The organism is Candidatus Methylomirabilota bacterium (assembly GCA_035764725.1).
Lineage (GTDB): Bacteria > Methylomirabilota > Methylomirabilia > Rokubacteriales > CSP1-6 > DASRWT01.
This window is the reverse complement of record DASTYT010000048.1, coordinates 1-22996: the sequence shown is the minus strand read 5'-3', so window position 1 is coordinate 22996 and position 22996 is coordinate 1. Positions and strand designations below refer to the sequence as shown.

Sequence of the window (22996 nt, the reverse complement as noted above, 5' to 3'; positions counted from 1 at the left end):
CCCGCCGCGCCCGCGACGGCGGCCCCGGCCACTCCCCCGCGGCCGAGCGAGTTCGCGGAGAACGCGAACCTGAGGGACGTCTACTTCGACTTCGACAAGTACGACATCCGTCCGGATGACGCCAAGACCCTGGACGCCAATGCCGGCTGGCTCAAGTCCAACGCCAACAACCTCGTGCTGATCGAGGGGCATTGCGACGAGCGGGGCACGAATGAGTACAACCTGGCTCTCGGCGAGCGCCGCGCCAAGGCGACCATGAACTACCTGGTCTCGCAGGGGATCCAGGCCAATCGCATCACGATCATCTCGTACGGCAAGGAGCGGCCGGTCTGCACCGAGAGCAACGAGGCGTGCTGGCAGAAGAACCGCCGCGCCCACTTCCTCGTGAAGGCCCGCTAGCCGGCGACGATCGGAGGGAATACCCTGGTGCAGTACCGTGGACCGAAGGGGAGCCTCGTGCTCCCCTTCGGCTTTCTCGTCGCCCTCGCCCTCGGGGCGGGTGGCTGCGCTGACGCCACCGGCGCCCTGGAGCAGGACGTCGCCCAGCTCCAGCGGGATCTGAACGCGCTGACGCTGTCCGTGCACCGCAGCCGCGGCGACACCGACACGGTGGTGGGACAGATCGACCGGCGCACGCGCGAGCAGAGCGCCGAGCAGAACAAGCAGATCTCGTCGCTGTCGACGCGGGTGGATGCGCTCTCCACCGAGCTCACGCGCGTGGCGGCGCGCCTGGACGAGCTCTCGCGCCGTGTGGAGACGCTCAGTCGAGAGCTGGCCTCGCGGCCGAGCTCTCCCTCTCCGGCACCGGGCGGCGCACCGCCCTCGTCGACCCCGGCCGCGCCCCGCCCGTCATCATCCGGCGGCCCCACGCCGGAACAGGCCTATCAAGCGGCCTATCTCGATTTCAGCAAGGGCAACTATCCGCTGGCCATCGCGGGGTTCCGCGAGTTCGTGCGGCGCTACCCGGACGCGCCCCTCGCCGATCAGGCGCAGTACTGGGTGGGCGAGTCGCTCTTCAGTCAGGCCCGCGCGAGCCTCGCCGCGGGCCAGACCGACAAGGCCAATCGCGAGCTGGAGCAGGCGGTGCAGGAGTTCCGCAAGCTGGTGCTGAACTATCCCCGCGGTGAGCGGGTGCCCACCGCGCTTTACAAGGAAGCGCTGGCGCTGCTCGAGCTCAAGCAGACCAAGCTGGCCCAGACACGCCTGCAGTACCTGATCGACAACTTCCCCCAGTCGGAGGAAGCGCCGCTCGCCCGAGAGCGTCTGGCGACGCTCGGACAGTCCGGCTAGCGGCCGTCGGCCGAGGCGAACACCCAGATCACGGTGACCCCGCGCTCGGGACCGCGATCAGGGGCCGAGTACACCATCACGCTCCCATTCGGATCGGGCGTGTCTACGTCCTGGACGACCACGGGGGCGGCCTCCGCGATCTGGACTTCGCCCTCACCCGCGGGCCACAGCGACACCGCGAGCAGCACCGCGAGGACGCCGCTGGTGGCCATCGCCATGCGAGGGTGGCCCCACACGGGCTTCCAGAGCGGGCGCCACCAGGCCTCGCGTATCGGCCGCGCCGCTTCGGTACGGAGGCGCGTCTGCAGCCCCGACCAGAAGCCCGTCCAGTCCGGCTCCGCGACGACCGGAGCGCTCTCGCGCAGCTCGCGGCGCAGGGCCACCATGTGTTCGACGGTCTGGCGGCAGGCCCCGCAACGCTCGAGATGACGCGCAGCGCCAGCCGCACTGCGAGGAAACAGTGCGCCATCCGCGAGGGGGGCGAGTCGGGAACGATTCCACAGACATCCGAGACGGCGCATCGGTCGAAGTATACCCGTTGCTTCCGACGAGCCTCGGCCCTTAAATATTCCCGCAATGGAAGAATCCGTGACGCTGGACGTGCGGGGTGGGCCCTCGCTGGAGGGCCGGCTCGCCGCGCCGCCCGGCGCCGGCGCCGGCGTGGTGCTCTGCCATCCTCATCCCCTCTATGGCGGCGACATGGACAATCCCGTCGTGGTGCGCGCCGCCGAAGTGGCCCAGGGGCGCGGGCTCGTCACGCTCCGCTTCAACTTTCGCGGGGTGGGCGCATCGGGCGGCACCCACGGTGGCGGTGCGGCCGAGATGGATGACGTGCGCACGGCCCTTGCCCGTCTCGGGGCCGCGCTGCCCCGATGGGCGGGCATCGGGCTGCTCGGCTATTCCTTCGGCGCCTGGGTCTCCGGTCGTGTGGCCGCGGAGACACCGCTGCCGCTCTGCCTGATCGGCCCCCCGCTGGGAATGCTCGACTGGAGCACCGCGCCGCCGGCGCGACCTGATCTCTGCGTGATCGCAGGTAGCCGTGACCCCTATTGCCCGCTGCCGGAGCTCGAGCGGTTCACCGCGCGCCTGGCGCCGGCACGGGTTGCCGTCATCGACGGGGCGGATCACTTCTTCTTCGGGAAGCTCTTCCCGATGGGAGAGGAGGTGAATCGGTGGCTGGAGGGGTGGACGCCGGCCTCAGCCGCGCTGCCGGGGCAGCCGGGGCGGTGACGCCGTCCCCGCGGAGAGGATGATGCGGATGCCCTCCTCGACGCTGAGACCGGTCGAGATCGCCTCGTCGCGCGGGACCACGATCACGTCGCCCAGGTAGAGATTGTTAGTGGGCACGAATACCGTGACCATCTGACGCTTGCCCTCCGGTCCCTCGAGCAGGAACTCCGAGGTGAGAAAGCCGAACGCGAAGGCGCCCTTCCGCGGGTGCTCGGCGAGGACGACTTCCTTGAATGAGCCGCGCTTCTCCGGAGAGAACGACGCGAACAGCTCCTTGATCGTGGGGTAGATGCTGCGGAAGATCGGCACGCGCGTCAGCAGAAGCTCGACGCGGGCGAGGATGCGCCGCCCCACCACGTTGGTCGCGATGGTGCCCATCACCAGGATGAGGATCACCGCGGTCAGGAAGCCCAGCCCGGGGATGCGCCGGCCGAAGATGCGCTCGTATCCCGGCGAGAAGAAGCCGTCGATCGCGTCCCAGAACACGTAGAGGAGCCACGCCGTCGCGATCGCGGGCACGGTGACGAAGAAGCCCGTGATGAACCGGACCTTCAGCCAGTTCCTCACGCCGTCGTCCTCATGGCGGGCCGATCAGACCACGCGGCCCCGTGACAAGTCAAGAAATCGCCTGCTCCGGCGCGGCCTTGCCGCGTCACGTGCGCACCCGGAGCGCACCGGGCGCCACCGTCACCTCGAAGGGGGCGGCGCCGCACGGCTCGCCGTCGAGCTGAAGGGGCAGCGGCCGATCGCTCGCCACCGTGACCGCGCGCATGCGCTCGAGGGTGATGCGCGGATGGCGGAGATGGCCGCCCCAGTACACGGTGGGAAGCCAGCGAAGCAGCGCGGCGCGCGAGAGCGCGCCGAGGATGACGAGGTCCAGGAGCCCGTCAGCCGCATGGGCGCCCGGCGCGATGCGCATCCCGCCGCCGCAGGTCGGGCCGTTGGCGAACATCACGCCGGTGACCGCCAGGCTCCGGGCCGGCGCCTCGTCGACGCGGATCTCGAGGGGCCATGGCCGATGGTCGCGAAGACTCGACACGACCGCCCGCAGGTACGGCACGGTCCCGGGATCCGGGAGCGTGAGGGCGCGGGCGGCGACCACCGCGTCGAACCCGGCTCCCGCGACGGTGACGAAGAAGCGGCGTCCCCCGGACCAGCGGACGAGGCCGAGGTCGCGCGGCACCGCGTGCGCCTGCGCTGCGAGGCGCTCGACGGCGCGGATGGGGTCGCGCGGCACGCCGAGCGTCCGGGCGCCGTCTCGGCCGCGGCCGGTGAGGATGACGCCGAGGGTCGCGAGGGGCCGGCCGTCCTCGCCGGTGATCCCGTTGACCACCTCGTTGAGCGTCCCGTCGCCGCCCACCGCGATGACGAGATCCACGCGGGCGCGCACCCCCTCGGCCGCGCGCGCCGTGCCCTCACCGGTCGCGCGCGTCTCGACGGCCTCGAAGGCCAGGCCGAGTCGCACCAGACGGTCGCGGAGGGCGGGCCAGAGACGCTCGGTGCGCCCGCCGCCTGCGGCGGGATTGACGATGCAGAGGGCGGAGATGTCTACTCGGGGCGCCCCATGGCGCGCAGGAAGTCCGTCATGGACGCGAAGCGCATCATGGGGTTCTGCCGCTTCTCCGCGCCGATCGTGGTATGCGAGCCACCGTAGTTGTGGCCGGGCAGCACGACCGTCTCGTCGGGTAGCGCGCCCAGCCGCTGGGTCAGCGACGTGTACATCTCCTTCGGATCGCTGCCAGGCAGATCGGTGCGGCCGCAGGACCGGATGAACAGCGTGTCGCCGGACACGAGACGTCCGTCGACGAGGAAGCACTGCGAGCCGGGTGTGTGCCCCGGCGTGTGGATGAACGTCAGCGGGAAACGGCCGACCTGAATGGTGTCGCCGCCTTCCACCTTCGTCACGTCCGAGCTCAGGCCGCGCAGGAACTCGCGCTCGGCCTTGTGCACGTAGACCCTCGCCTTGACCTTCCCGAGCAGCTCGGCCACGCCGGGGATGTCGTGACCGAAGAGATGGCCGCCCACGTGATCCTGGTGCGTGTGGGTCACGAGCGCGCCGGTGATCTCCATGCCATCCGCCGCGGCCTCGTCCACGATCGCGTCGATCTCCCAGGCGGGGTCCACGACCACGCACTGCCGCGTGAGGGAATCTCCGATCAGGTAGACGAAGTTCTGCATCGGGCCCAGCTCGAGCTGCTTGATCAGCGGCGCGTCGCTCATGGCGGTTAGCGGGCGTCCAGCAACGATTCCATCACGCGTCGGACCTCCGGCTTATCCCAGTCCATCGGGCCCGCCATCCGCGCGACGAGGCGACCGTCACGATCGATCACATGGACGGTGGGGGGCCCGAATACCCCGTACACCCGGCCGGTCACGTCGCCGCTGGCATCGAGCAGCACCGGCGCGGAATAGCCCCGCTCCTTGACGGTGCGCCGCACCAGCTCCGCGTCCTCGCGGAAGCTCACCAGGAGCACGGCCAGGCCCTTCTTTCCGAGCTCCGTGTAGAGGCGATTGACGGAAGGCAACTCCTTCCGGCAATCCGGTCACCAGGTGGCCCAGAAGAAAAGAAGCGTGATCCTGCCGCGCTGATCCGCGAGGGTGACGGGCTTCCCCGCGAGATCGGGCAGGGTGAAGGCGGGCGCCGACTTGGGCGGTTCGTAGGACGCCGCCCCGATCGAGGCCCAGTCCGGCGCCGCGGCCGCCGCGTGAGCGGCGGCCGCGAGCACGAGCAGTGCGGCCAGCCACCACCTCCGCCCGGAGGGGACGAGGCTCACGCTCCCGAGTCCCTGAGGGCCTGCAGCACCTCCTCGGGCTTGAGGAGGTCGAGGGCATTGGTCTGGACCTTCATGTAGCGGACGACGCCCTCCTTGTCGATGACGAAGTAGGCCCGCTTGGCATACCGGTAGATCGGGCTCTTCTCGTCGGTGACGAGCGCGTCATAGGCCGGCAGCATCTGACGGCGAAAATCCGACAGCAACAGCTGCTTGGTGTTGTTGGCCTTCGCGAACGCGTCGAGTGTGGCGATGTGATCGGCGCTGACGCCCACGACCTGGGCGTTGGCGGCTTCGAACTTGGCGAGATTCGCCTCGAAGCCGCTGATCTCCTCCGTTCAGGGCTTGGTGAAGGCCTGGATGAACGTGTAGAGGACAATGGGGCCCTTGCCCAGGAGATCGGAGAGCTTGACCGTCTTGCCTCCGGCCGCGGGCAGCGTGAAGTCGGGCGCCTTCTGGCCGACCTCCAGCGCCGGCGCCGCCGTCACCACCCCGAGGGTCAGAACGATCGCCGCGGCGGCGACGCGGATCAGAGCGCGAATGGGCATCGACATACCTCCCCATGACCGACGAACCATCAACGCCATGGAGCGCGCGTCACGAGGCGATCCTCGCGCGCCGCTCAGGGGCTCCAGTAACCGGGCACCCAGTACGGCTGGTAAGAGCCTCCCTGCACCGTCTGCGACGAATAATACCCTGCGACCCAGACGCCGTCTGCGTCGTAGTAGCCCGGCATCCAGGTGCTGGACGACGCCGACTGCGGTACCCACTGATACGCCCAGTAGCCCGGAACCCAGGTGCCGTAGGTCGGCGCCGAGTACACGCAGCAGCCATAGCCGTAGGACAGGAACGGATAGCTGGGCCGATTGGGAAAGCCGGGGACGAAAATGGGCGGCCTCGGCTGCACCGGGAATGCGTGGCGGGGCAAGGTCACCGACGCGGGCGGCGTGTCCGTGACGTGCGGCCGCTGCTGGTGGAACTGCCGGGTCTGGCCCTTCCACGGGGTGGGACCAACCAGGACCTTGGGGCCGCCGGCCTCGGCCGTTCCGAGCGCGAGGGCAAACAGCGCTAACCCCGTGATCAGGCTAACGATTCCAATCATTGTCAGGCGCTTCATCGCGAGCTCCTTCACTGCCAAGCTTCGCCGGGAGCCCGTGCACCCTTCGCTCAGCCCGGGATCTCGGCCGGGGCCTTCTTAATGTCGGCCACCTGCTTTGAGTCTACTGCGTAGACGGCCGGCGCGGACCTGAGCTTCACGTAGGTGCGATCGCCATCGGTCTTGCCCACCAGGAGGCCCGCGATCTCCGAGCCATCGCCCTTGAGAAGAGTCACCTCCGCCTCCGGCTTGTCCAGCCCGAAGCGCGGCGCGTCGTCTCCCTTGGGCGAGACGATCTCCTTCCAGCGGAGCCCCTTGAGGGCGAAGAGTAGATCCGAGACCTTGCGCTCCTTGGTGGCGCCGCGCGAGGGCTCGATCACCTGCCAGTCGGACTCGCCCTTGCGCTCGACGGTGAGCGACTTGCCCGCGCCGGCGAGGCGCACGCGCTTGACGTCCCCGAGCTCGAAGGCCGGCAGCAGGTTCTTGTCGCGCAGATCGCCCGCGGACAGGCCGATGTCGGTCAGAGCCTTGGCTTCCACCAGCATCACGGGGCCGCGCCCGGCCACCGCCGCCACCGCTGCGGGCTGGCCGCCGCGCGTCTCGCGCGAGGGCGCGAGGAGGAGCACGCGCGGCTCCTTGGCCCCCTCCTCCCACACCTTCACGGTGACGTCCGGCTTGGCGAGATAACGCGGCACCCCGGCGGCGTCTTCCTCGAGGAAGCCGCTCGCGCGCAGGTCTCGAATCTTCCACAGGAGGTTGTTCACGCTTCCGGTGTCGGCCTTGAGGGGCTCGGGCGCGGTGAGCTTCCACCCGACCCCGTCCTTCTCGAGTACGACGTCCCCGCGGGGGCTCGCCACCTCGACCTTGCTCACCTTGTCGTACTGATACGCGAGCACGACCTTGTCGCGCAGCACCCCCACGGTCTTGGGCACCACCGTCCAGACCTCTTCGGGCACCAGCATCACGCCGGGCTCGCCCCCCCGCATCACGTACACGCCCTTCTTGTCCTTGTCGTCGCGACCGAAGAGCAAGGTGCGCGCGGCGCGCTCCTTGTCCTTGCCGACCCACAGCGTGACCGTCGTGGGCTTGTCGAGGCCGAACGGCGCCCGCGACTTGGGAGCGTCGTCCACGAAGTCCTTGGCCTTGGCCGCCTCGAGCTTGTCCAGGAAGTCCGTCACCAGGTCGGAGTCGGCCGGGAGCGCGCGCGGCTTGACGATGCGCCACTTCCCGCCCTCCGCGCTCTCGATCGTGATCGCGTCACCGGGGAGCGCCAGATCGATCTGGCTCACGTTCTTGCGGTCGAAGGCCAGCACCGTCCGGTCGCGCAGCTCGGTAACGGGCTTGGTGAGCTCGCGTGACAGCATCTCGGACATGGCGAGCACCGCGGGCTTCGCCGACTCCTTGGCGAACACCCACGCGCTGGTCGGGCTCTTACCCCCGACGAGGAGCGCAAGCGGCGGCTTCCCCTTCACATCGACGGTCACCTCGACCTCGGGGGTCTTGAGCCCGAACTCGTCGAGCGAGGCGGGGCTCGACGCCACCTCACGATCCACGCGCGCGGTAGCCAGGCTCGTGACGATGCCGTCGACGGCCCCACGGTCGGCGCGGGTCTTGATGGGGTCGAGCAGCTCCCAGCCCGAATCGGTGCGCTTGACGCGGACGGTCTCGCCCTTGCGCTTGATCGTCAGGCCCTCGACGTCCTTGGGCTCGAGATCGGACCAGAGGCGCCCCTTCACCGACTCTTTCTTCTCGCGGGCGGGCTCCAGCCAGTAGGTGTCGTAGTAGTAGAAGCTGCTCAGTCCGGCGACGAGCAACACCAGGACGGCGATGGTGATCCAGCGGCTCACCGGCTCCTCCTAGCGGGAGCGGCGGCGGCTCACGACGGCGAGGATCCCCACGAGGATGACCGCGCCCGGCAGCACCGCCACCGGCCCCCACAGCACCAGCTCGGCCTGGGGCGGGGTCAGGACGATCGGTGCCGACTTGGCGTCGCGCGCCCGCACCGAGATCGAGCTCTCGTCTTCGGCCAACCAGGACACGATGTTCATGAAGAAATCACGATTGCCCTGCGCGCCCAGGAACTGATTGGACGCGAGATTCGCGGTGCCCACGACGACGAGCCGCGCCTTGGGCGCCTTCTTCGCGGCTTCGCCCTCCGCGGCCGGCGTCGCCGGCGCGGGGGTCGCGGCGTCCCCGGGCTGCTCCAGCGTGGCCACCGCAGCCACCGGCAGCGGCCCCTTCTTGTCCTGCGGGTCCGGCTTGGCCTCCCCCCGCGCGAGCGCGTTCTTGTCGGTCTCGCCCCACGACTGCGGGCTGGTCTTGGCCAGAGCCTGCGCGGTCACGCCCTTCGGCAGCCCCTTGGCCACGTCCACCGAGCGCGACAGCGGGAACAGCGTCATGAGTCCGCCGAGGTCGCGCGTGATTGGATGCGCCTCGTACTGCGTCACCACCGGCACCTCTGGACCGAGCCCGAATGCGCGGCCGATGGGATTGAGCTCGACGACCAGGTCCTCGCCCAGGTCGAAGCCGTAGCGCGCGAGGTACCTGCGGAGCCCGTCGGCCTGGAAGGGCGCGAGCATGAAGAGGACCTTGCCGCCCTTGGCGATGTAGGCGTCGAGGGCGGCCAGCTCCGGGGCAAGCGGATCGGTCTTCGGGCCGGCCACGATCACCATGGCGGCGTCGTCCGGCACCTTGGCGTCGCGCGCGAGGGTGAGCTCCTTCACCTCGTAGTTGGCCTTCTCCATCTGCTCCTTGGCCTGGCTGAAGCCGGGGCGATCGGTGTTGGCGAGATCGCTCTCCCCATGCCCCTTGAGCACGTAGACGACCCGCTTGCCCTCGCGCGTGAGCTTGATGAGCCCGTTGGTGATGCGCTCCTCGTCGGCGTCCGTGACCTTCTCCGACTTGGCCGCGGCCTTACCGCCCCGCTCGAGGATCACGGTGCCGTAGTTGTCCACGCCGTAGCGCTGGGACAGGCCGGGCGATCGGTCCGGATCCTCCATGCGCCAGGTCAGCTTGCCGTTCGAGTACGACGCGTAGAGCTTGAGCAGGTCCTCCGTGGCGCGCTTCTGCGGCATGTCGCTCCGGTAGAACGCGATGGCCTCGACTGGATCGGTGAGACCGCGCGCCACCTGGATCGACTGCGGCGAGAGGCTCTGGCGGCGGTTCTCGGTGAGGTCCCAGCGGGCGCTGTGCTTGGCGGACAGGGCGTTGGCGAAGACGGCCACCCCGAGGGCGAGCACGACCAGCACCGCCGCACCGGCGCCGTAGCGCGCCGAGCGCCGGCCCGCGAAGGCGCCGAGAGCCCCCGCGTTCAGGACGAGCGCAAGGAGGACGAGCGCGCCACCCGCGATGACCAGGGCCCACTGCAGGCGCACGAGCCAGGGGACGAGGCGCCAGAGCGCGAGGGCGCCCACGAGACAGATCCCCCCCGCAGGGAATGCCCAGCGACGCGCCGTCTGCATCAACGTCCTAGCCTTTCCACCGTTTCGCGTCGAGGGCGCGCAGGGTGAGGAAGAGGGCGAAGGCCGCCACCGTGACGTAGTAGACGACGTCCTTGGTGTCGATGACGCCTTTGCCGAAGCCGTCCATGTGCTCGATGATCGAGAGGTACTGCAGCAGCGAGCGGAGCTTGCCGCCCGCGGCGTCGGCGCCCCAGCCGATGAGCCAGAACGCCAGCAGCACACCGAAGGTGGCGGAGCCCGCGACGATCTGGTTCTCGGTCAGGGCGGAGATGAAGACGCCCACTGCGAGGAAGGCCGCCCCCAGCAAAAGCAGACCAAGATAGCCGGTAAGGACCGCGCCCCACTCGACCCGCCCAAACGCCCACATGAGCCCGGGATAGGCCAAGGTGAGGGCGAGGAGGATCACGTACACCGCGCCCGCCGCGAGGAACTTCCCTAGCAGGACCTCACCGTCCCGCACCGGGTACGTGAGCAGCAGCTCGATGGTGCCGGACTTCTTCTCCTCCGCGAACAGCCGCATCGTGAGCATGGGGATGAAGAAGAGCAGCACCACGCTCATGTTGGAGAAGACCGGCCGCATGACGTTCTCGGTCGGGTTGAGGTTCTGGGCGGCCATCGGCTGCATGAACGAGCGCATGGACATTTCGCTGAAGATCAGGAAGATCTGCGAGAACATCCAGCCCGCGATCAGGAGGAAGAGGGCGAGGAAGGCGTAGGCGACCGGGGAGCCGAAGTAGAGGCGCATTTCCTTCTTGAACACGGGAACCCAGCGCATCAGGCCTCGCTCTCCTGCTCGCCCGCCACGACACGGATGAAGACTTCCTCGAGGCTCATGCCGACCTGGTGCAGCTCGAGCAGCCGCCAGTTGCGCGCCGCCACGAGCTGGACGACCTCGGCCCGGACGTCGCGGCCGCGGGGCGACTCGACGAGGGCGCGGGCGGAGCCGTCCGTGCCCGGCAGATCCTCCACGCCCAGCACGCCGGGCACGGTGCGCAGTGCCGCCACCACCGCGTCGCGCGGCCCGCCGATCTCGACCTCGATCCGCGCCGTGGGAAAGACTTGCTCCACCAGCTCGGACTGGGTGCCCTGGGCGACGATGCGGCCGCGGTTGATGATGATGACGCCGTCGCAGACCATCGACACCTCGGGCAGGATATGCGTGGAGAGAATCACGGTGTGCTGGCCCGCCAAGGATCGGATCAGCGAACGGATCTCAGTGATCTGCTTCGGGTCGAGCCCGATCGTGGGCTCGTCCAGGATCAGCACCTCGGGATTGCCAAGGAGGGCCTGGGCGAGGCCCACCCGCTGGCGATAGCCCTTGGACAGCTTGCCGATCAGACGCCGGCGCATGTCGGTGATGAAGCAGCGCTCCATGACCTCGTCGACCCGGGCGCGGCGCTCCCGACGGCCGACCCCCTTGATCTCGGCGACGAACTCTAGGTATGCCGCAACCGGAAGATCCGTGTAGAGCGGGGCGTTTTCGGGCAGGTAGCCGATGCGGCGGCGCACCTCGAGCGACTGGCTGAAGACGTCATAGCCGCCCACTCGCGCGCTCCCGCCGGAGGCCGGCATGAAGCACGAGAGAATCTTCATCGTGGTCGATTTGCCGGCCCCGTTGGGGCCAAGAAATCCCACGATTTTGCCCTTGTCGACGCTGAAGGAGACGTCGGACACGGCCGTGACGGGCCCGTAGCGCTTGGTGAGATGCTCGACCTGGATCATCGGTGGTCTGAAGGGTCTATCGCGACGCTCAGTATACCATACAGTTAGCGCGCACCCCCTTCCGACGACCCTCCGGGTAGCGTTATTCAAACCCCCGTGAGACAATCGGTTCGGGAGCGCCGATGACCCGTATCTTTCGGTCCAGTCTCCGTTCGCGTTTGCTCCTGCTGGTCCTCTTGGCTCTCCTCCCCGCCCTGGTGCTGATCCTCGTCACGGCCTGGGAGCAGCGCCAGCTGGCCGCCACGGAGGCCCAGGAAAGCGCCCTCCGGGTCGCCCGCGCGGCCGCCTCCAACCTGGAGCGGCTCATCGAGGGGGCCCGCTCCCTCCTGATCGGCATCGCCCAGGCCCCCGCCGTACAGCCCGGGAATGCCCGAGCCTGCGGGGCCCTCTTCAGCGACCTCCGCAAGCGTTTCCCCATCTACGTGAACCTCGCCGAGGCCACCGTCGCGGGCGAGATCACCTGCTCCGCCCAGCCCCTGCGGAGTCCCGTCAACGTCTCCGATCAGCCGTACTTCCTCCGGGCCCGCGCCACGCATGATTTCGTGGTGTCCGGTTACGTCGTCGAGCCCGTGACCGGCCGTCCCGCGCTCATCCTCGCCTGGCCCTCCCTCGGCCTCACCGGCGAGGTGCGCAGCGTGCTGTTCGCGAGCCTCGATCTCGGGGGCATTCACTCGCTCGCCGAGCGCGCCCATCTCCCCGTCGGCTCGACGTTCATCGTGACCGACGCCAGCGGCGTGGTCCTCGCGCGTTATCCCGAATCGGACCGCTGGGTCGGCCAGCCCATGCCCGAGCAGGCCATCGCCCAGGCCATCCGCGGGCAGCAGAGCGAGGGGCGCGCCACCGTCGAGGGCTTCGACGGGATCACGCGCCTGTTCGCGTTCACGCAGGTAGGCGGCCTGCCGCCGGCCGATCGCCTGCACATGGCCGTCGGCATCTCCCGCGAGGAAGCCTTCACCGAAGCGGACCGGACCCTCGTGCGGAATCTCCTCTCCCTCGGGCTGGTCGGCATGGTGGCCCTCGGCATGGCGGCCATCATGGGCCACATCCTGATCATCCGGCGGCTGCGCGAGGTGATGCGCACCGCGGAGATCGTGCGGGCGGGCGACCTCTCCGCCCGCGTGGACGTGGGCGGCAACGACGAGATCGCGGTGATGGGCCATGCGTTCAATGCGATGGCCGAGCGCCTCGCCGGCATGGTCAAGGCGGAGCAGGAGACACGCGACGGGCTCGCCGAGCGCGTGACCGAGCTCGACCTGATCAACCGGCTCGGCGAGCTCATGCAGGCCTGCCTCACCGTGCAGGAGGCCTACGCGGTCATCGAGCGCATCCTGAAGGAGCTGTTCCGGGGCGAGTCCGGCGCGGTGTTCGCGTGCACGCCCTCGCGGAACCTCATCGAAGCGGTGGCGCGCTGGGGTCCCACGCCGCAGAGCACGGCGGGCGTCTTCGCCATCGAGGAGTGCTGGGCCCTCCGCAGCGGGCGCGTCCACGTCGTGGACGACATGCGCACGGGCCCGCTCTGCACGCACCTCCCCACCCCCGCGCCCGTCGCCTATCTCTGCACGCCGCTGGTGGCGCAGGGAGACGCGCTCGGCATCCTCTACCTGGGCTTCCTCGGCCGCGGGCGCCTCGCGCCCGCCCCGCTCTCGGAGGCCCGGCGCCGGCTGGCCGCCGCCGTCGCGGAGCACGTCGCCCTGGGTCTCGCCAACGTGCGGCTCCGTGAGGTGCTGCGCAGCCAGTCCATCCGCGACCCGCTCACCGGCCTCTTCAACCGCCGCTACATGGAGGAGACGCTGGAGCGCGAAGTGCGGCGCGCTCAGCGCGCGGGCCGGCCGATGGCCGTGCTCATGATGGACCTCGACCACTTCAAGCGGGTCAACGACGACTTCGACCACGACGCAGGCGACGCGCTCCTCCGGGAGATCGGCGCCGCCCTCCTCCGCAACCTCCGGCGAGAGGACGTGGCCTGTCGCTTCGGCGGCGAGGAGTTCGTGCTCGTGCTGCCCGAGGCGTCGCTGTCCGACGCGGAACGGCGCGCCGAGGAGCTGCGCAGCGAGATCAAGCGCCTGCGCGTGTCCGACAAGGGGCGCCTCCTCGGGCCGGTCACCATCTCCATTGGCCTCGCCGCGTACCCCGAGCACGGGCTCGCCGGCGATGCCCTCCTCCACGCGGCGGATTCGGCGCTCTACCGCGCCAAGCGGGAGGGCCGCGACCGCGTCGTGATCGCGGAGACCGAGGTCCCGCGGACTCGCTAGCGCCGCGCCTCTAGAACAGCCCGGTGATGCGGCCGTCGGGGGTCACGTCGACGCCCTCGGCGTTGGGCTTGCGCGGGAAGCCGGGCATGGTCGTGATGTCGCCGGTGATGGCGACGAGGAAGCCGGCGCCCGCCGAGATGTAGACGTCGTTGACGGTGATCCGGAAGCCGCGGGGGCGCCCCAGCAGCGTGGGATCGTCCGAGAGCGAGCGCTGCGTCTTGGCCACGCACACCGGAAGGGCACCGTAGCCGAGAGCCTCGATGTCCGCGATCTGCCGCTCCACGCGCCCGGACATCACCACGCCGTCGGCGCCGTAGATGCGCCGGGCGATCGTCTCAAGCTTGGCCTTGACCGGCTGCTCCAGGGCATAGAGCGGCGTGAAGCTCGAGCGCTCCGAGGTGAGGAGGTCGCGCAGCCCCTTGGCGAGCTCGCCCCCGCCGTCGCCGCCCCGCGCGAAGATGTCGGCCACGTGGCAGCGCACGCCCAGCTTGTCGCAGTGCTCGCGGACGATCTTGTACTCGGCCTCGGTGTCGCTCGGGTAGCGGTTGAGCCCGACCAGCACGGGTACGTTGAACTGCTTGATGGATTCGACGTGCGCGTTCAGGTTCTCGAGCCCGCGGCGCAGGGCCTCGAGGTTCTCGGCGTCGACGCTCTTCACCGGCACGCCGCCGTGGTACTTGAGCGCGCGATTCGTGGCCACGATCATCGCGGCGTCGGGACGGAGCCCGGCCAGCCGGCACTTGATGTCGAAGAACTTCTCCGCGCCGAGATCCGTGGCGAACCCCGCCTCGGTGAGACAGATCTCGCCGAGCTTCAGCCCCATCCGCGTGGCCACTACCGAGTTGCAGCCGTGGGCGATGTTGGCGAAGGGCCCGCCGTGGACGAGGGCCGGCGTCCCCTCCATGGTCTGCACGAGGTTCGGGTGGATGGCGTCGCGGAGCAGGGCGGTCATGGCCCCCGTGACGCCGAGGGCGTCGGCGGGCACCGCCTTGCCCTCGCGGGTGAGCGCCACCACCATGCGCCCCAGCCGCTGCCGGAGATCGGCGAGATCCTCGGCGAGGCACAGCACCGCCATGATCTCGGACGCCGCGGTGATGAGGAAGCCGCCCTCACGCGGCACCCCGTCCATCCGGCCGCCGAGGCCGAGCACGGTGCGGCGGAGCGCGCGATCGTTCACGTCGAGCGCGCGCTTCCACGTGATCTGGCGCACGTCGATGCCGAGCGCGTTGCCGTGATGGAGGTGGTTGTCGAGCGCGGCGGCGAGCAGGTTGTTGGCGGCGGTGATGGCGTGGAAGTCGCCCGTGAAGTGGAGGTTGATCTCGTCCATGGGCACGACCTGGGAGCGCCCACCGCCCGTACCTCCGCCCTTGAGCCCGAGGGTGGGGCCGATGGACGGCTCGCGCAGCGCGATCACGGGCCGGGCCCCCGCCTTCCACAGGGCCTGACCGAGGCCGATGGTCATGGTGGTCTTGCCGTCGCCCGCCGGCGTGGGCGTGATCGAGGAGACGACCACGAGCTTGCCGTCGGGCCGCGACCGCCGCGCGGCGAGGGCGTCGAGCAGCACCTTGGCCTTGGTGCGGCCGTAGGGAATCCACTCGCTCTCGGTGAGCCCGAGGTCGGCGGCGACGGCCGCGATGGGGCGCGGGATGCTAGGGTCGGTCGGGATCGAGGTCGGCATCGGGCATGATCTCCTTGAGCCAGTCGGGCAGCGCGATCATCTTCTGGGTGTCGGGATTCCAGCAGGCGTGACGCGTGTGGCCGGTCGCCACGAGCTCCGCCGCCTCGTTGCGGATCTCGTACTTGAAGGTGAAGCTCGCGCGCCGCCGCTCGCTGACCCGCGAGGTCACCGCGAGGAGGTCGTCGAGCAGGGCGGGCCGAACGTACTGCACGCACGCCTCCACCACCGGCAGGTGGATGCGGCGATTCACCTCCGACATGGGCAGGCCGCGCTCGCGGAGGTACTCCACGCGGGCGATCTCAAAGTAGGTGAGGTAGTTGCCGTAGTAGACCACCGACATCGTGTCGGTATCCTTGTACCGCACGCGGATGTGGGTGAGCGACGGCATCGAGGGGGGCGCGCCGCCGATCAGAGGTACTGGCCGTAGCGGATCTTCTCGACCACTTCCCTGATGCGACGATACGCGTCGAGCTGCTGGAGCAGATCCTGGGTGGTGACGGGGCCGGCGTCGCGTCCCTCCCCCGCCTCCTGCACCTTCTGCTCGAGCGCGCGCCGGATCACCTCGGAGATCTCCGCGCCGCTCATTCCGCCCATGGGCGGCAGGAGCGAGCGGTAGTCCAGCTCGGCGAAGAGGGGGCGACCCGCCTTGGCTTCGGCGCGGCCGCGCACCAGCTGCAGGATCTCCTGCTGAGCGACCCCGTCGGGCAGCGCCACCTCGACGAGCCGGTCGAGACGGCCCGGCTCCACCAGCGAGCGGTCCACCGAGTCCGTCCGGTTGGTGGAGGCGACGACGAGGATGCGCGCCTCCTCGTCGAGACCGTCGAGCTTCTCGCAGAGCGCCGCCACCAGCCGTGCGCTCGCCTCGCGGGCCTGGGGCGGCGGCAGCAGGTGCTCGAGGGTCAACGCGTTGGCCTCGTCGAGGTAGACCACCGCCTTGCCCTCGGTCTTGGCGATGTTGATGATCTCCTGGAGCAGCTCGCCCGTGTTCGGCCCGAACTTCGACGTGAGGTTCATCAGCTTCAAGTGATAAAAGATGGCGCCGGCGCTGGTGGCGAGAGCGCGGGCGAGCATGGTCTTGCCGGTGCCGCGCGGCCCGTAGAGGAGAATCCCCTTGGGCGGGCTGATGCCCCACTTCCGGTAGAGATCGGGATTGGTGAGCGCGGTGGTGAATCCGCGCACCGCCGCCTTGGCGGAGGCGATGCCCCCCACGTCCTCGAAGCTCGTCTCCGGACGTATCGTCACCACCACGCGGCCGGAGAGATCGCCGAACTTCTCCCCGAGCTTGGTGAAGACGTCCTCGATGCGCCGCTGAATCGCCCACTGCTGGCTCTCTCCCGGCGGCGCGGACGCAGTCGCCGACGGCCCCGCCTGGCGGGGCAGCTCGATGGCCATCGATCAGATCCGCGGACCGCCGGGAGCGGCCGGCGCGGGCGGGAGGATTTCGGCGCGCTCGAGCACACGCTCCTCCACGAGCACCGGCGCCTGCGCGCGGAGGGCGAGCGCGATGGCGTCGGACGGCCGCGCGTCCAGCACCTGCTCGGCGGCGCCCGCGCGCAGATAGAGGCTGGCGTAGAAGATGTCGTCGCGGAAGTCGGTGATCACCGCCCGGGAGACGCTGGCCCCCAGCCGGCCGAGCATGGTGGTGACGAGGTCGTGGGTGAGCGGCCGGGGCGGCGTCCGATGGGCGAGCGGCAGCGCGATACCGACGGCTTCGGCGGGTCCGATCGCCATCGCAAATGTGCGGCCGTCGCGCTTGCCCTGCAGCACGACCACCGGCGAGCCCGTCTCGGGATTGGTCATCACCGCGACCACCGCGACCTCCTGGGGGGATGGCGTGGTCGGAGCCTGAGCCCTCCCGCTCGACGTGGGGAGCATCGCGCAACTACCGAGCAGCAGTGCCAGCGCCGCGTTTCGCTTCGATCGGCTCATGCGCGCCCTCCGCGCTCGCCAGCGAGCGAAGCGCCTCCGAAGTATCGGCCTGGCTCGGGACCAAGTCAACCGAGCGCTCGGCCGCGCGTGGAGGAAGCGCGCGCAATGGACGCTCGAGACGCGGGGGGCCGGGCGCGAGGCGGAAGCTCATCGCGATGCCGGCTCCCATGAGGACAGTGAGCGCCGTCCACATCGGGGCGTAGCCGAGGCTGTGGGCGATGTAACCGAAGACGAGCGCGCCCAGCGCGTTGCCGACCAGGGTGACCGCGCTGAAGATCCCCACCGCGCTGGGCCGTCGCGCCTCCGGAGTGACGTCGACGAGCAGGGCGGAGAGCGCGGGATAGAGGAAGCCGTGCGCGCCCCCCGAGATCAGGCCGGCGAGGAAGATGAAGGGCAGGACCGGAAGCGCGACCTCCGGCTGCGCCGCCCCCGCGACGAGTGCGAGCATGCACACCGCCGAGGCGAACACGGCCATGGTGGGGACAATCACCGCGCGGCGGCCCTGCGTGTCGATCAGCTCACCGCCGAACACGCGTACCGCCACCGCGGATCCGGAATACGCGGTGTAGAAGAGGCCGAGGCCGGTCACTCCCAGGTGCTCGGCAAAGGTGGGCAAGAACGTGAACAGCGTGCCGGTGCCGAGGCCGAAGAAGAAGCCCAGCGCCATGTGCACGCGGATGAGCTCCTGCATGCCTTCACGCAGGGTCTCGAGGCCGGGCCCGCCCCCGGGCTCGGGCGGCCGGATCCCGCGCGTGCGGAAGACGAGGGCGAGCGCGCCCGCGCCGATCAGGCCCGACACCGCGAACGACCACCGGAAGCCGAGCTGGCGCACCACCGCCTCGCCGAGGAGTGGAGCGAGCGCGGTGGACGTGAGGCCGGAAAGCCCGAAGATTCCCAGCGCCCAGCCGCGGCGGTCCACTGGCACCAGGTCCACGATGTGGATGTAGCTCGCCACGAAAAACGCCGAGAAGGCGAGCCCCTGCACCCCGCGGAGCAATCCGTGGAGGGGAATCGAGCCCGACACCACGAAGCCCGCCGCGGAGGCCACGAGGAGAATCACCCCCAGCCGCATGAAGAAGCGCCGGCCGAGGCGGTTGACCCACACGCCGACCAAGGGCTGGAAGAGGATGCCGGCGATGCTGTAGGTCGCCTGCACCAGCCCCACGTGCGCCTCGCTCCCGCCCATCTGCTGCACGTGGAGGGGGAGCAGGAGGAACCCGTTCATGCTCATGAAGAACAGGAAGTTGGTGAGCATCGCCTGAACGAATGGGCGATTCACCAGGAGCTGGGAGGCCGACGTCACGTGCGTTGCGGCGGGGGGAAGCCCAACAGTAGAATGGCAGCCGCCATGAGACGCGTCGAGTATAGCACGCGGGTCCGCGCGTGAACTCGATCGCCGACGCGCTCGCCGCCGCCGTCGTGCTCGCGCCCGACGGACGCGGACGCTTCGCGGCGCCGCCCGCGCTCCAGAGCTGGCCGGGCATCGTGCACGGCGGCGGTCTCGTCGCTATTCTCGACGCCGCCACCCGCGCGCTCGGCGTGCCCGCCGCCCCGCGCATGGTGGAGGGACGCATCACCTCATCGGTGCCGCTCGTCACCGCGCTCTCACTCGAAGGCGGGGCGCGCGAGGGCGGCGCCAGCGTCACGATCCTCCAGGATGGACAGATCCTCTCGTCGGCATCGGTCAGTCTGCTCGGCCCCGATGCCACCGCGGTCCCCGCGGCCTGGCGGGGCGGCCACGCAGGCGTCACGCTGCCCATGTCCGAGGACTGCCTCGCATGCGGGTCGCGCAATCCCCTGGGCCTGCAGACGGCGCTGTCCTTCGACGACGAGGGCGTGTGGGCGCGGGTCGAGCCCGGCGTGCCGTGGCGAACCGGCGCGGCGCTCCACGACGCGCTCGCGCCCGTGCTCCTCGACGAGGTGGCGTGGTGGCTCGGCGCGCTGACCATGCGCGAGGGCGGACTCACCAATCGCATCCAGGTGACGCTCCACCGGTCCGCCCTGCCCGCCGGTGGTCCCCTGCTCGCCCTCGGCCGCTTCGCCGACGTGACGCCCATCGACCGGCGACGAACGTTCTGGCGCACCGCGTGCGGCCTCTTCGACGCGGAGGGAGCGCCGCTGGCGAGCGCGGTGGTGGTGTTCCGCGGCGGGACGGACTACTCGGTGCGGCAGATCCCGTATTTCCGCGAGCGGACGACTGCCGCCGCCTTCGCTCGCATGTTTCCCAACTACTGCGACGGGGTCTCGCCCGTGGGCTAGCCCTTGTCCTTGAGGCGCTTGACGAGCTCGGCGTACGACGAGCTGCGGATCACACGGTCGAACTGCGTGCGGTAGTTGGCAACCATGCTCACGCCCTCGATCACCACGTCGTAGACGCGCCAGCGCCCGTCCTTCTCGATGAGCCGGTAGTCGATCGGGACCTCCGGGCCCTTGCTGGGGACGAGCCGGGTCTGGACCACGGCCAGCGAGCCCTCGGCACGGTCGCCCACGAACTTCACGGCCTCGCCGGTGTAGCGTTCGACCTTCGTCACGTAGGCGCGCTCAATGAGGTCGCTGAACAGCCGTGTGAACTCCGCACGCTCCACCTCGGTCCGCGCCTGCCAGTGAATCGCGAGCGCGCGCGACGCCATCTCCCGCCAGTCGAAGACCGGCTCGGCGGCGGTGCGGACCGCGGCGCGGCGGACCTCCACCGGCTGGCCCTCCGTCTCGTCGAGGACCTTCAGGACGCGATTGAGGTCCGCCCTGAACTGCTCACCCGCCGGGCTGGCCTGGGCTCCCGCCGCCCAGAACAGCGAGATCAGCACCAGGGCCAGCGCGCGGCGGGCGAAAGGCATTCCGGCTAGTCGGACGAGAAGAGGCGGGTGAAGAAGTTCTTCACGCTGTGGCCGAAGTTGGTCGCGCCTTCCTTCGTGTGCTGCCAGGCGCTCTTCGCCGGCGGCTCGGCGGACTTGCCGGCTTCCTTGAACTTCTCGCCGGTGTACTTGGCGCCCTCCTCGACCGTCTTCCCCACGCCCTTCGCAGTCTCGGGTACGCCCTTGCCAAGGTCGCCTTGCCCGATCTTCTTCGCCCCGGACTCGACCTCCTGGGTCGCTCCCTTCACCTTGGTATCGTCCGCGGCCAGGGCGGGCACGGCGGCAAGCAGTGCCCCCGCGACCATCACCGACGTCAGCGATTTCATGCGGCTCATGATGCCCTCCTATCAGACTTATTCACTCTGAAAAAGGAGCAAGGCATGTGCCGAACGTCCAAGCTGTTGATTTTGCGAGCTGGCACGGGCGGGTTCTCCGTACCGTCCGGGTAAGGATTACACGACGCGGTCACGCTGGTGACGCGCGACGATCGGGTCGCGACGCGCGTGCCTCCGCCGCCTTGGCTCGCAAGGCGTCCCACACCGACAGTGGGATCGCGGGATCGCCGAGCTGGGAGGCACGGACCCGCGGCCCGTGGAAGTCGGACCCACCCGTGGCCACGAGCCCGAGTTGCCGGCAGATTTCGACGTAGCTCCCGGTCTGGGCCGCCGAGTGCTCCGGGTAGTAGCACTCGATGCCCATCAACCCGGCCTCGACGAGCCCCGGGATCAGAGCGTCGCGGCCGGCAAGCCCGGGATGCGCGAATACCGGGACGCCGCCCGCGCGCCGGAGCAGCCGCACCGCATCCTCGGGCGTGAGCTTCTTCCGCGGCACATTGGCGGGCTTGCCGGCGGCGAGGAAGCGGTCGAAGGCCTCACGCACGCTCTTCACGTAACCGCGGTCGACCATCACCTGGGCAACGTGGGGGCGCCCCGCCGAGCCTTCCTGCACGAGCGCGAAGACGGCGTCCGGATCGATAGGCATGCCGAGCGAGGCCAGTCGCTCGGCGATGCGGTACACGCGGGCGCGCCGCTCCGCCCGCTGCGCCCGGCAGAACTCCTGGAACCAGGGCGCCTCGTAGTCCATGTAGTAGCCGAGCACGTGGATCTCTCCGCCGTCCACGTCGCAGTTGATCTCGATGCCCGGCACGATCTCGAGGGGTCGGAGCGATGCCGCCTCCGCCATCGCCTCGGCAAGGCCCTCCGTGGAGTCGTGATCGGTGACCGCGAGCACGCGGACGCCGCGGCGGGCGGCGGCCTGCACGAGCTCGCGGGGGCGCAGCGTGCCGTCCGACGCGGTGCTGTGTGAGTGGAGATCGACGGCGCCGGCCACGGCGGCGCGGCTCCTAGCGATGCCCGGCCACGCGCGTGAGGTAGGCGAGCAGGGTGCGCACCCCGACGCCGGTGCCGCCCCGCGGGCCCAGGGGCAGCTCGCGCTCGGAGAAGGCGGTGCCGGCGATGTCGAGATGCGCCCAGGGAATCCCACTCGTGAAATCGCGCATGAAGAGCGCGGCCACGATCGCCCCCGCCCCGCGCTGGCTCGAGACGTTGTTGAGGTCGGCGATCTCGCTCTTGAGCCCATCCTTGTACTCGTCGTGCAGGGGCATCCGCCACAAGCGTTCGCCCGCCACGCTTGACGCGCCGAGCAGGCGATCCGCGAGACCGTCCTGGGTGGCGAAGAGCCCGGTCACGCCCTGTCCGAGCGCGATCACGATGGCGCCGGTGAGGGTGGCGAGCTCGACCATCTCCGTGGGCTTTACCTCGCGCGCCGCGTACGACATCGCGTCGGCCAGGGTGAGACGGCCCTCCGCGTCCGTGTTCCCGATCTCGATCGTGAGCCCGTTCATCGCGCGCACGATGTCGCCCGGCCGCTGCGCGGTGCCGGACGGCATGTTCTCGGTGGCCGCGATGAGGCCGTGCACCTCCACGGGGAGCCGGAGGCGCGGCAGCGCCTGGAACACGCCGAGCACCGTGGCCGCGCCCGCCATGTCGTTCTTCATGCGCAGCATGCCGTCCGCGGTCTTGAGGTCGAGCCCGCCCGAGTCGAACGTGATGCCCTTCCCGATGATGACGACGCGACGGCGCGCACGGCGGCCCGGGGCGTAGGTGAGATGGATGAAGCGCGGCGGCTCGAGGCTGCCCTGGGCGACGCCGAGATACGCGCCCATCCCGAGCTCCTGGCAGGCGTCCTTGTCGAGGACCCGCACACGCAGCCGGCCCGTCTTGGCCAGCTCCTGGGCCCGCTCGGCGAGATACGTAGGCGTCACGACGTTGGGGGGCTCGTTGACGAGGTCGCGCGCGAGCATGGTCGCGTCGGCGCCGATCTCGCCCAGGCGTACGCCGTCGCGGCCGGCGTCGCGCTGCCGGCCCTCGGGCTCGAGCACCGCGAGCGAGGCGAGCACCTTGCCGTTCTTCTCCTTGAGGTACTTCTCGAAGCGGTAGGTCCCGAGCCGCGCGCCCTCGACGGTGGCCTGGGCGCGCTCCCGCGCGCTGATGCCGGCGGCGGGCAGGTACATCGCCACCGAGCTCGCGCCGAGGTCACGGGCGCGCCGCGCCGTCGCCGAGGCGGCGCGCCGCACCGTCTCCGCGTCCGCGCTCGCCCGCGCCCCCAGCCCCACCACCATGACGCGGGCCGCGGGCAGCTTGCCGTGGGTGAAGAAATAGGAGATCTGGCCCGGCTTGCCCTCGAACTTCTCGGCGGCGAGGACCCGGGAGAGGA

Annotated in this window: 24 protein-coding genes and 1 pseudogene; 5 read left to right on the top strand and 20 right to left on the bottom strand. The window is 70.0% G+C overall.

Translation table 11 applies throughout. The annotated features are described in order from the left end of the window. On the top strand, positions 1–399 hold a 399-nt coding region (pal, locus tag VFX14_08240), incomplete at its 5' end, for a peptidoglycan-associated lipoprotein Pal (protein ID HEU5189663.1). A 27-nt stretch (positions 400–426) separates the two neighbouring features. Next, on the top strand, positions 427–1290 hold the full coding sequence (gene bamD / locus VFX14_08235) for an outer membrane protein assembly factor BamD (protein HEU5189662.1): 864 nt from the start codon (positions 427–429) through the stop codon (positions 1288–1290). On the opposite strand, the gene VFX14_08230 is transcribed toward bamD, so the two are convergent. Then, positions 1287–1676, bottom strand: coding sequence for a hypothetical protein (locus tag VFX14_08230; protein ID HEU5189661.1), 390 nt, complete (start codon positions 1674–1676; stop codon positions 1287–1289). The two genes, bamD and VFX14_08230, sit on opposite strands and share 4 nt — an antisense overlap. Positions 1677–1866: 190 nt before the next feature. Between VFX14_08230 and VFX14_08225 the strand changes: the two genes are divergently transcribed. Beyond that, positions 1867–2520 carry an alpha/beta hydrolase gene (locus VFX14_08225; GenBank protein HEU5189660.1) on the top strand — a complete coding sequence of 218 codons (654 nt, stop codon included), beginning with the start codon at positions 1867–1869 and terminating at the stop codon, positions 2518–2520. Here VFX14_08225 and VFX14_08220 read toward each other — a convergent pair. From VFX14_08220 to VFX14_08175, 10 genes and pseudogenes are all read right to left on the bottom strand, one after another. After that, positions 2488–3087, bottom strand: a complete 600-nt coding sequence (locus VFX14_08220) for a DUF502 domain-containing protein (protein ID HEU5189659.1) — start codon at positions 3085–3087, stop codon at positions 2488–2490. The two genes, VFX14_08225 and VFX14_08220, sit on opposite strands and share 33 nt — an antisense overlap. A gap of 85 nt (positions 3088–3172) precedes the next feature. Further along, positions 3173–4051 carry a diacylglycerol kinase family protein gene (locus VFX14_08215; GenBank protein HEU5189658.1) on the bottom strand — a complete coding sequence of 293 codons (879 nt, stop codon included), beginning with the start codon at positions 4049–4051 and terminating at the stop codon, positions 3173–3175. 17 nt (positions 4052–4068) lie between these two features. After that, on the bottom strand, positions 4069–4740 hold the full coding sequence (locus VFX14_08210) for an MBL fold metallo-hydrolase (GenBank protein ID HEU5189657.1): 672 nt from the start codon (positions 4738–4740) through the stop codon (positions 4069–4071). Positions 4741–4745: 5 nt separating this feature from the next. Further along, a complete protein-coding gene (locus VFX14_08205; protein HEU5189656.1) occupies positions 4746–5246 on the bottom strand; it encodes a TlpA disulfide reductase family protein in 501 nt (166 codons plus the stop codon). Positions 5247–5290: 44 nt separating this feature from the next. Beyond that, positions 5291–5767: pseudogene (locus VFX14_08200) on the bottom strand (peroxiredoxin). 146 nt (positions 5768–5913) lie between these two features. Further along, on the bottom strand, positions 5914–6408 hold the full coding sequence (locus VFX14_08195) for a hypothetical protein (protein ID HEU5189655.1): 495 nt from the start codon (positions 6406–6408) through the stop codon (positions 5914–5916). 50 nt (positions 6409–6458) lie between these two features. Next, on the bottom strand, positions 6459–8234 hold the full coding sequence (locus tag VFX14_08190) for a DUF4340 domain-containing protein (GenBank protein ID HEU5189654.1): 1776 nt from the start codon (positions 8232–8234) through the stop codon (positions 6459–6461). Between the two features lie 9 nt (positions 8235–8243). After that, positions 8244–9848, bottom strand: coding sequence for a Gldg family protein (locus tag VFX14_08185; protein ID HEU5189653.1), 1605 nt, complete (start codon positions 9846–9848; stop codon positions 8244–8246). 7 nt (positions 9849–9855) lie between these two features. Continuing rightward, entirely contained in the window at positions 9856–10623 is a 768-nt protein-coding gene (locus tag VFX14_08180) for an ABC transporter permease (GenBank protein ID HEU5189652.1), read from the bottom strand. After that, positions 10623–11570: an ATP-binding cassette domain-containing protein gene (locus VFX14_08175; GenBank protein ID HEU5189651.1), complete on the bottom strand. Its 948-nt coding sequence runs from the start codon at positions 11568–11570 to the stop codon at positions 10623–10625. Before VFX14_08175 ends, VFX14_08180 begins: the two co-directional genes overlap by 1 nt. Before the next feature lie 122 nt (positions 11571–11692). Between VFX14_08175 and VFX14_08170 the strand changes: the two genes are divergently transcribed. Beyond that, positions 11693–13822 (top strand): diguanylate cyclase, encoded by a 2130-nt coding sequence (locus tag VFX14_08170; GenBank protein HEU5189650.1) that lies wholly within the window; start codon positions 11693–11695, stop codon positions 13820–13822. Positions 13823–13832: 10 nt separating this feature from the next. Here the strand turns inward: VFX14_08170 and VFX14_08165 are convergent, their stop codons facing one another. The 5 genes from VFX14_08165 to VFX14_08145 all read right to left on the bottom strand — a co-directional run bounded on the left by VFX14_08165 (position 13833) and on the right by VFX14_08145 (position 18708). Then, positions 13833–15500 carry a formate--tetrahydrofolate ligase gene (locus VFX14_08165; GenBank protein HEU5189649.1) on the bottom strand — a complete coding sequence of 556 codons (1668 nt, stop codon included), beginning with the start codon at positions 15498–15500 and terminating at the stop codon, positions 13833–13835. Further along, on the bottom strand, positions 15472–15888 hold the full coding sequence (locus tag VFX14_08160) for a thioesterase family protein (GenBank protein ID HEU5189648.1): 417 nt from the start codon (positions 15886–15888) through the stop codon (positions 15472–15474). The genes VFX14_08165 and VFX14_08160 overlap by 29 nt, the downstream gene beginning before the upstream one ends. Before the next feature lie 20 nt (positions 15889–15908). Then, positions 15909–16892, bottom strand: a complete 984-nt coding sequence (locus VFX14_08155; GenBank protein ID HEU5189647.1) for an ATP-binding protein — start codon at positions 16890–16892, stop codon at positions 15909–15911. 3 nt (positions 16893–16895) lie between these two features. Further along, complete coding sequence (locus tag VFX14_08150) at positions 16896–17312, bottom strand: bifunctional nuclease family protein (GenBank protein ID HEU5189646.1); 417 nt, start codon at positions 17310–17312, stop codon at positions 16896–16898. A gap of 70 nt (positions 17313–17382) precedes the next feature. Beyond that, complete coding sequence (locus VFX14_08145; GenBank protein ID HEU5189645.1) at positions 17383–18708, bottom strand: MFS transporter; 1326 nt, start codon at positions 18706–18708, stop codon at positions 17383–17385. 104 nt (positions 18709–18812) lie between these two features. On the opposite strand from VFX14_08145, the gene VFX14_08140 reads away from it, so the two are divergent. Next, positions 18813–19688, top strand: a complete 876-nt coding sequence (locus VFX14_08140) for a hypothetical protein (protein HEU5189644.1) — start codon at positions 18813–18815, stop codon at positions 19686–19688. On the opposite strand, the gene VFX14_08135 is transcribed toward VFX14_08140, so the two are convergent. From VFX14_08135 to VFX14_08120, 4 genes are all read right to left on the bottom strand, one after another. Continuing rightward, a complete protein-coding gene (locus VFX14_08135) occupies positions 19685–20263 on the bottom strand; it encodes an ABC transporter substrate-binding protein (protein ID HEU5189643.1) in 579 nt (192 codons plus the stop codon). The genes VFX14_08140 and VFX14_08135 overlap by 4 nt on opposite strands. A 5-nt stretch (positions 20264–20268) precedes the next feature. Next, positions 20269–20616 carry a hypothetical protein gene (locus VFX14_08130; GenBank protein ID HEU5189642.1) on the bottom strand — a complete coding sequence of 116 codons (348 nt, stop codon included), beginning with the start codon at positions 20614–20616 and terminating at the stop codon, positions 20269–20271. Between the two features lie 130 nt (positions 20617–20746). Continuing rightward, complete coding sequence (locus tag VFX14_08125) at positions 20747–21610, bottom strand: PHP domain-containing protein (GenBank protein HEU5189641.1); 864 nt, start codon at positions 21608–21610, stop codon at positions 20747–20749. A gap of 13 nt (positions 21611–21623) precedes the next feature. Then, positions 21624–22996: leucyl aminopeptidase (locus VFX14_08120; GenBank protein HEU5189640.1), on the bottom strand; the 1373-nt coding region annotated here is incomplete at its 5' end.

What these genes read in the sequence shown, in the direction of transcription:
- VFX14_08230 (HEU5189661.1), bottom strand. Translation starts at nt 1,676, where the DNA reads ATGGTGGCCCTGCGCCGCGAGCTGCGCGAGAGCGCTCCGGTCGTCGCG.
- VFX14_08225 (HEU5189660.1), top strand. Translation starts at nt 1,867, where the DNA reads ATGGAAGAATCCGTGACGCTGGACGTGCGGGGTGGGCCCTCGCTGGAG.
- VFX14_08210 (HEU5189657.1), bottom strand. Translation starts at nt 4,740, where the DNA reads ATGAGCGACGCGCCGCTGATCAAGCAGCTCGAGCTGGGCCCGATGCAG.
- VFX14_08195 (HEU5189655.1), bottom strand. Translation starts at nt 6,408, where the DNA reads ATGAAGCGCCTGACAATGATTGGAATCGTTAGCCTGATCACGGGGTTA.
- VFX14_08185 (HEU5189653.1), bottom strand. Translation starts at nt 9,848, where the DNA reads ATGCAGACGGCGCGTCGCTGGGCATTCCCTGCGGGGGGGATCTGTCTC.
- VFX14_08180 (HEU5189652.1), bottom strand. Translation starts at nt 10,623, where the DNA reads ATGCGCTGGGTTCCCGTGTTCAAGAAGGAAATGCGCCTCTACTTCGGC.
- VFX14_08175 (HEU5189651.1), bottom strand. Translation starts at nt 11,570, where the DNA reads ATGATCCAGGTCGAGCATCTCACCAAGCGCTACGGGCCCGTCACGGCC.
- VFX14_08170 (HEU5189650.1), top strand. Translation starts at nt 11,693, where the DNA reads ATGACCCGTATCTTTCGGTCCAGTCTCCGTTCGCGTTTGCTCCTGCTG.
- VFX14_08165 (HEU5189649.1), bottom strand. Translation starts at nt 15,500, where the DNA reads ATGCCGACCTCGATCCCGACCGACCCTAGCATCCCGCGCCCCATCGCG.
- VFX14_08160 (HEU5189648.1), bottom strand. Translation starts at nt 15,888, where the DNA reads ATGCCGTCGCTCACCCACATCCGCGTGCGGTACAAGGATACCGACACG.
- VFX14_08155 (HEU5189647.1), bottom strand. Translation starts at nt 16,892, where the DNA reads ATGGCCATCGAGCTGCCCCGCCAGGCGGGGCCGTCGGCGACTGCGTCC.
- VFX14_08135 (HEU5189643.1), bottom strand. Translation starts at nt 20,263, where the DNA reads ATGCCTTTCGCCCGCCGCGCGCTGGCCCTGGTGCTGATCTCGCTGTTC.
- VFX14_08130 (HEU5189642.1), bottom strand. Translation starts at nt 20,616, where the DNA reads ATGAGCCGCATGAAATCGCTGACGTCGGTGATGGTCGCGGGGGCACTG.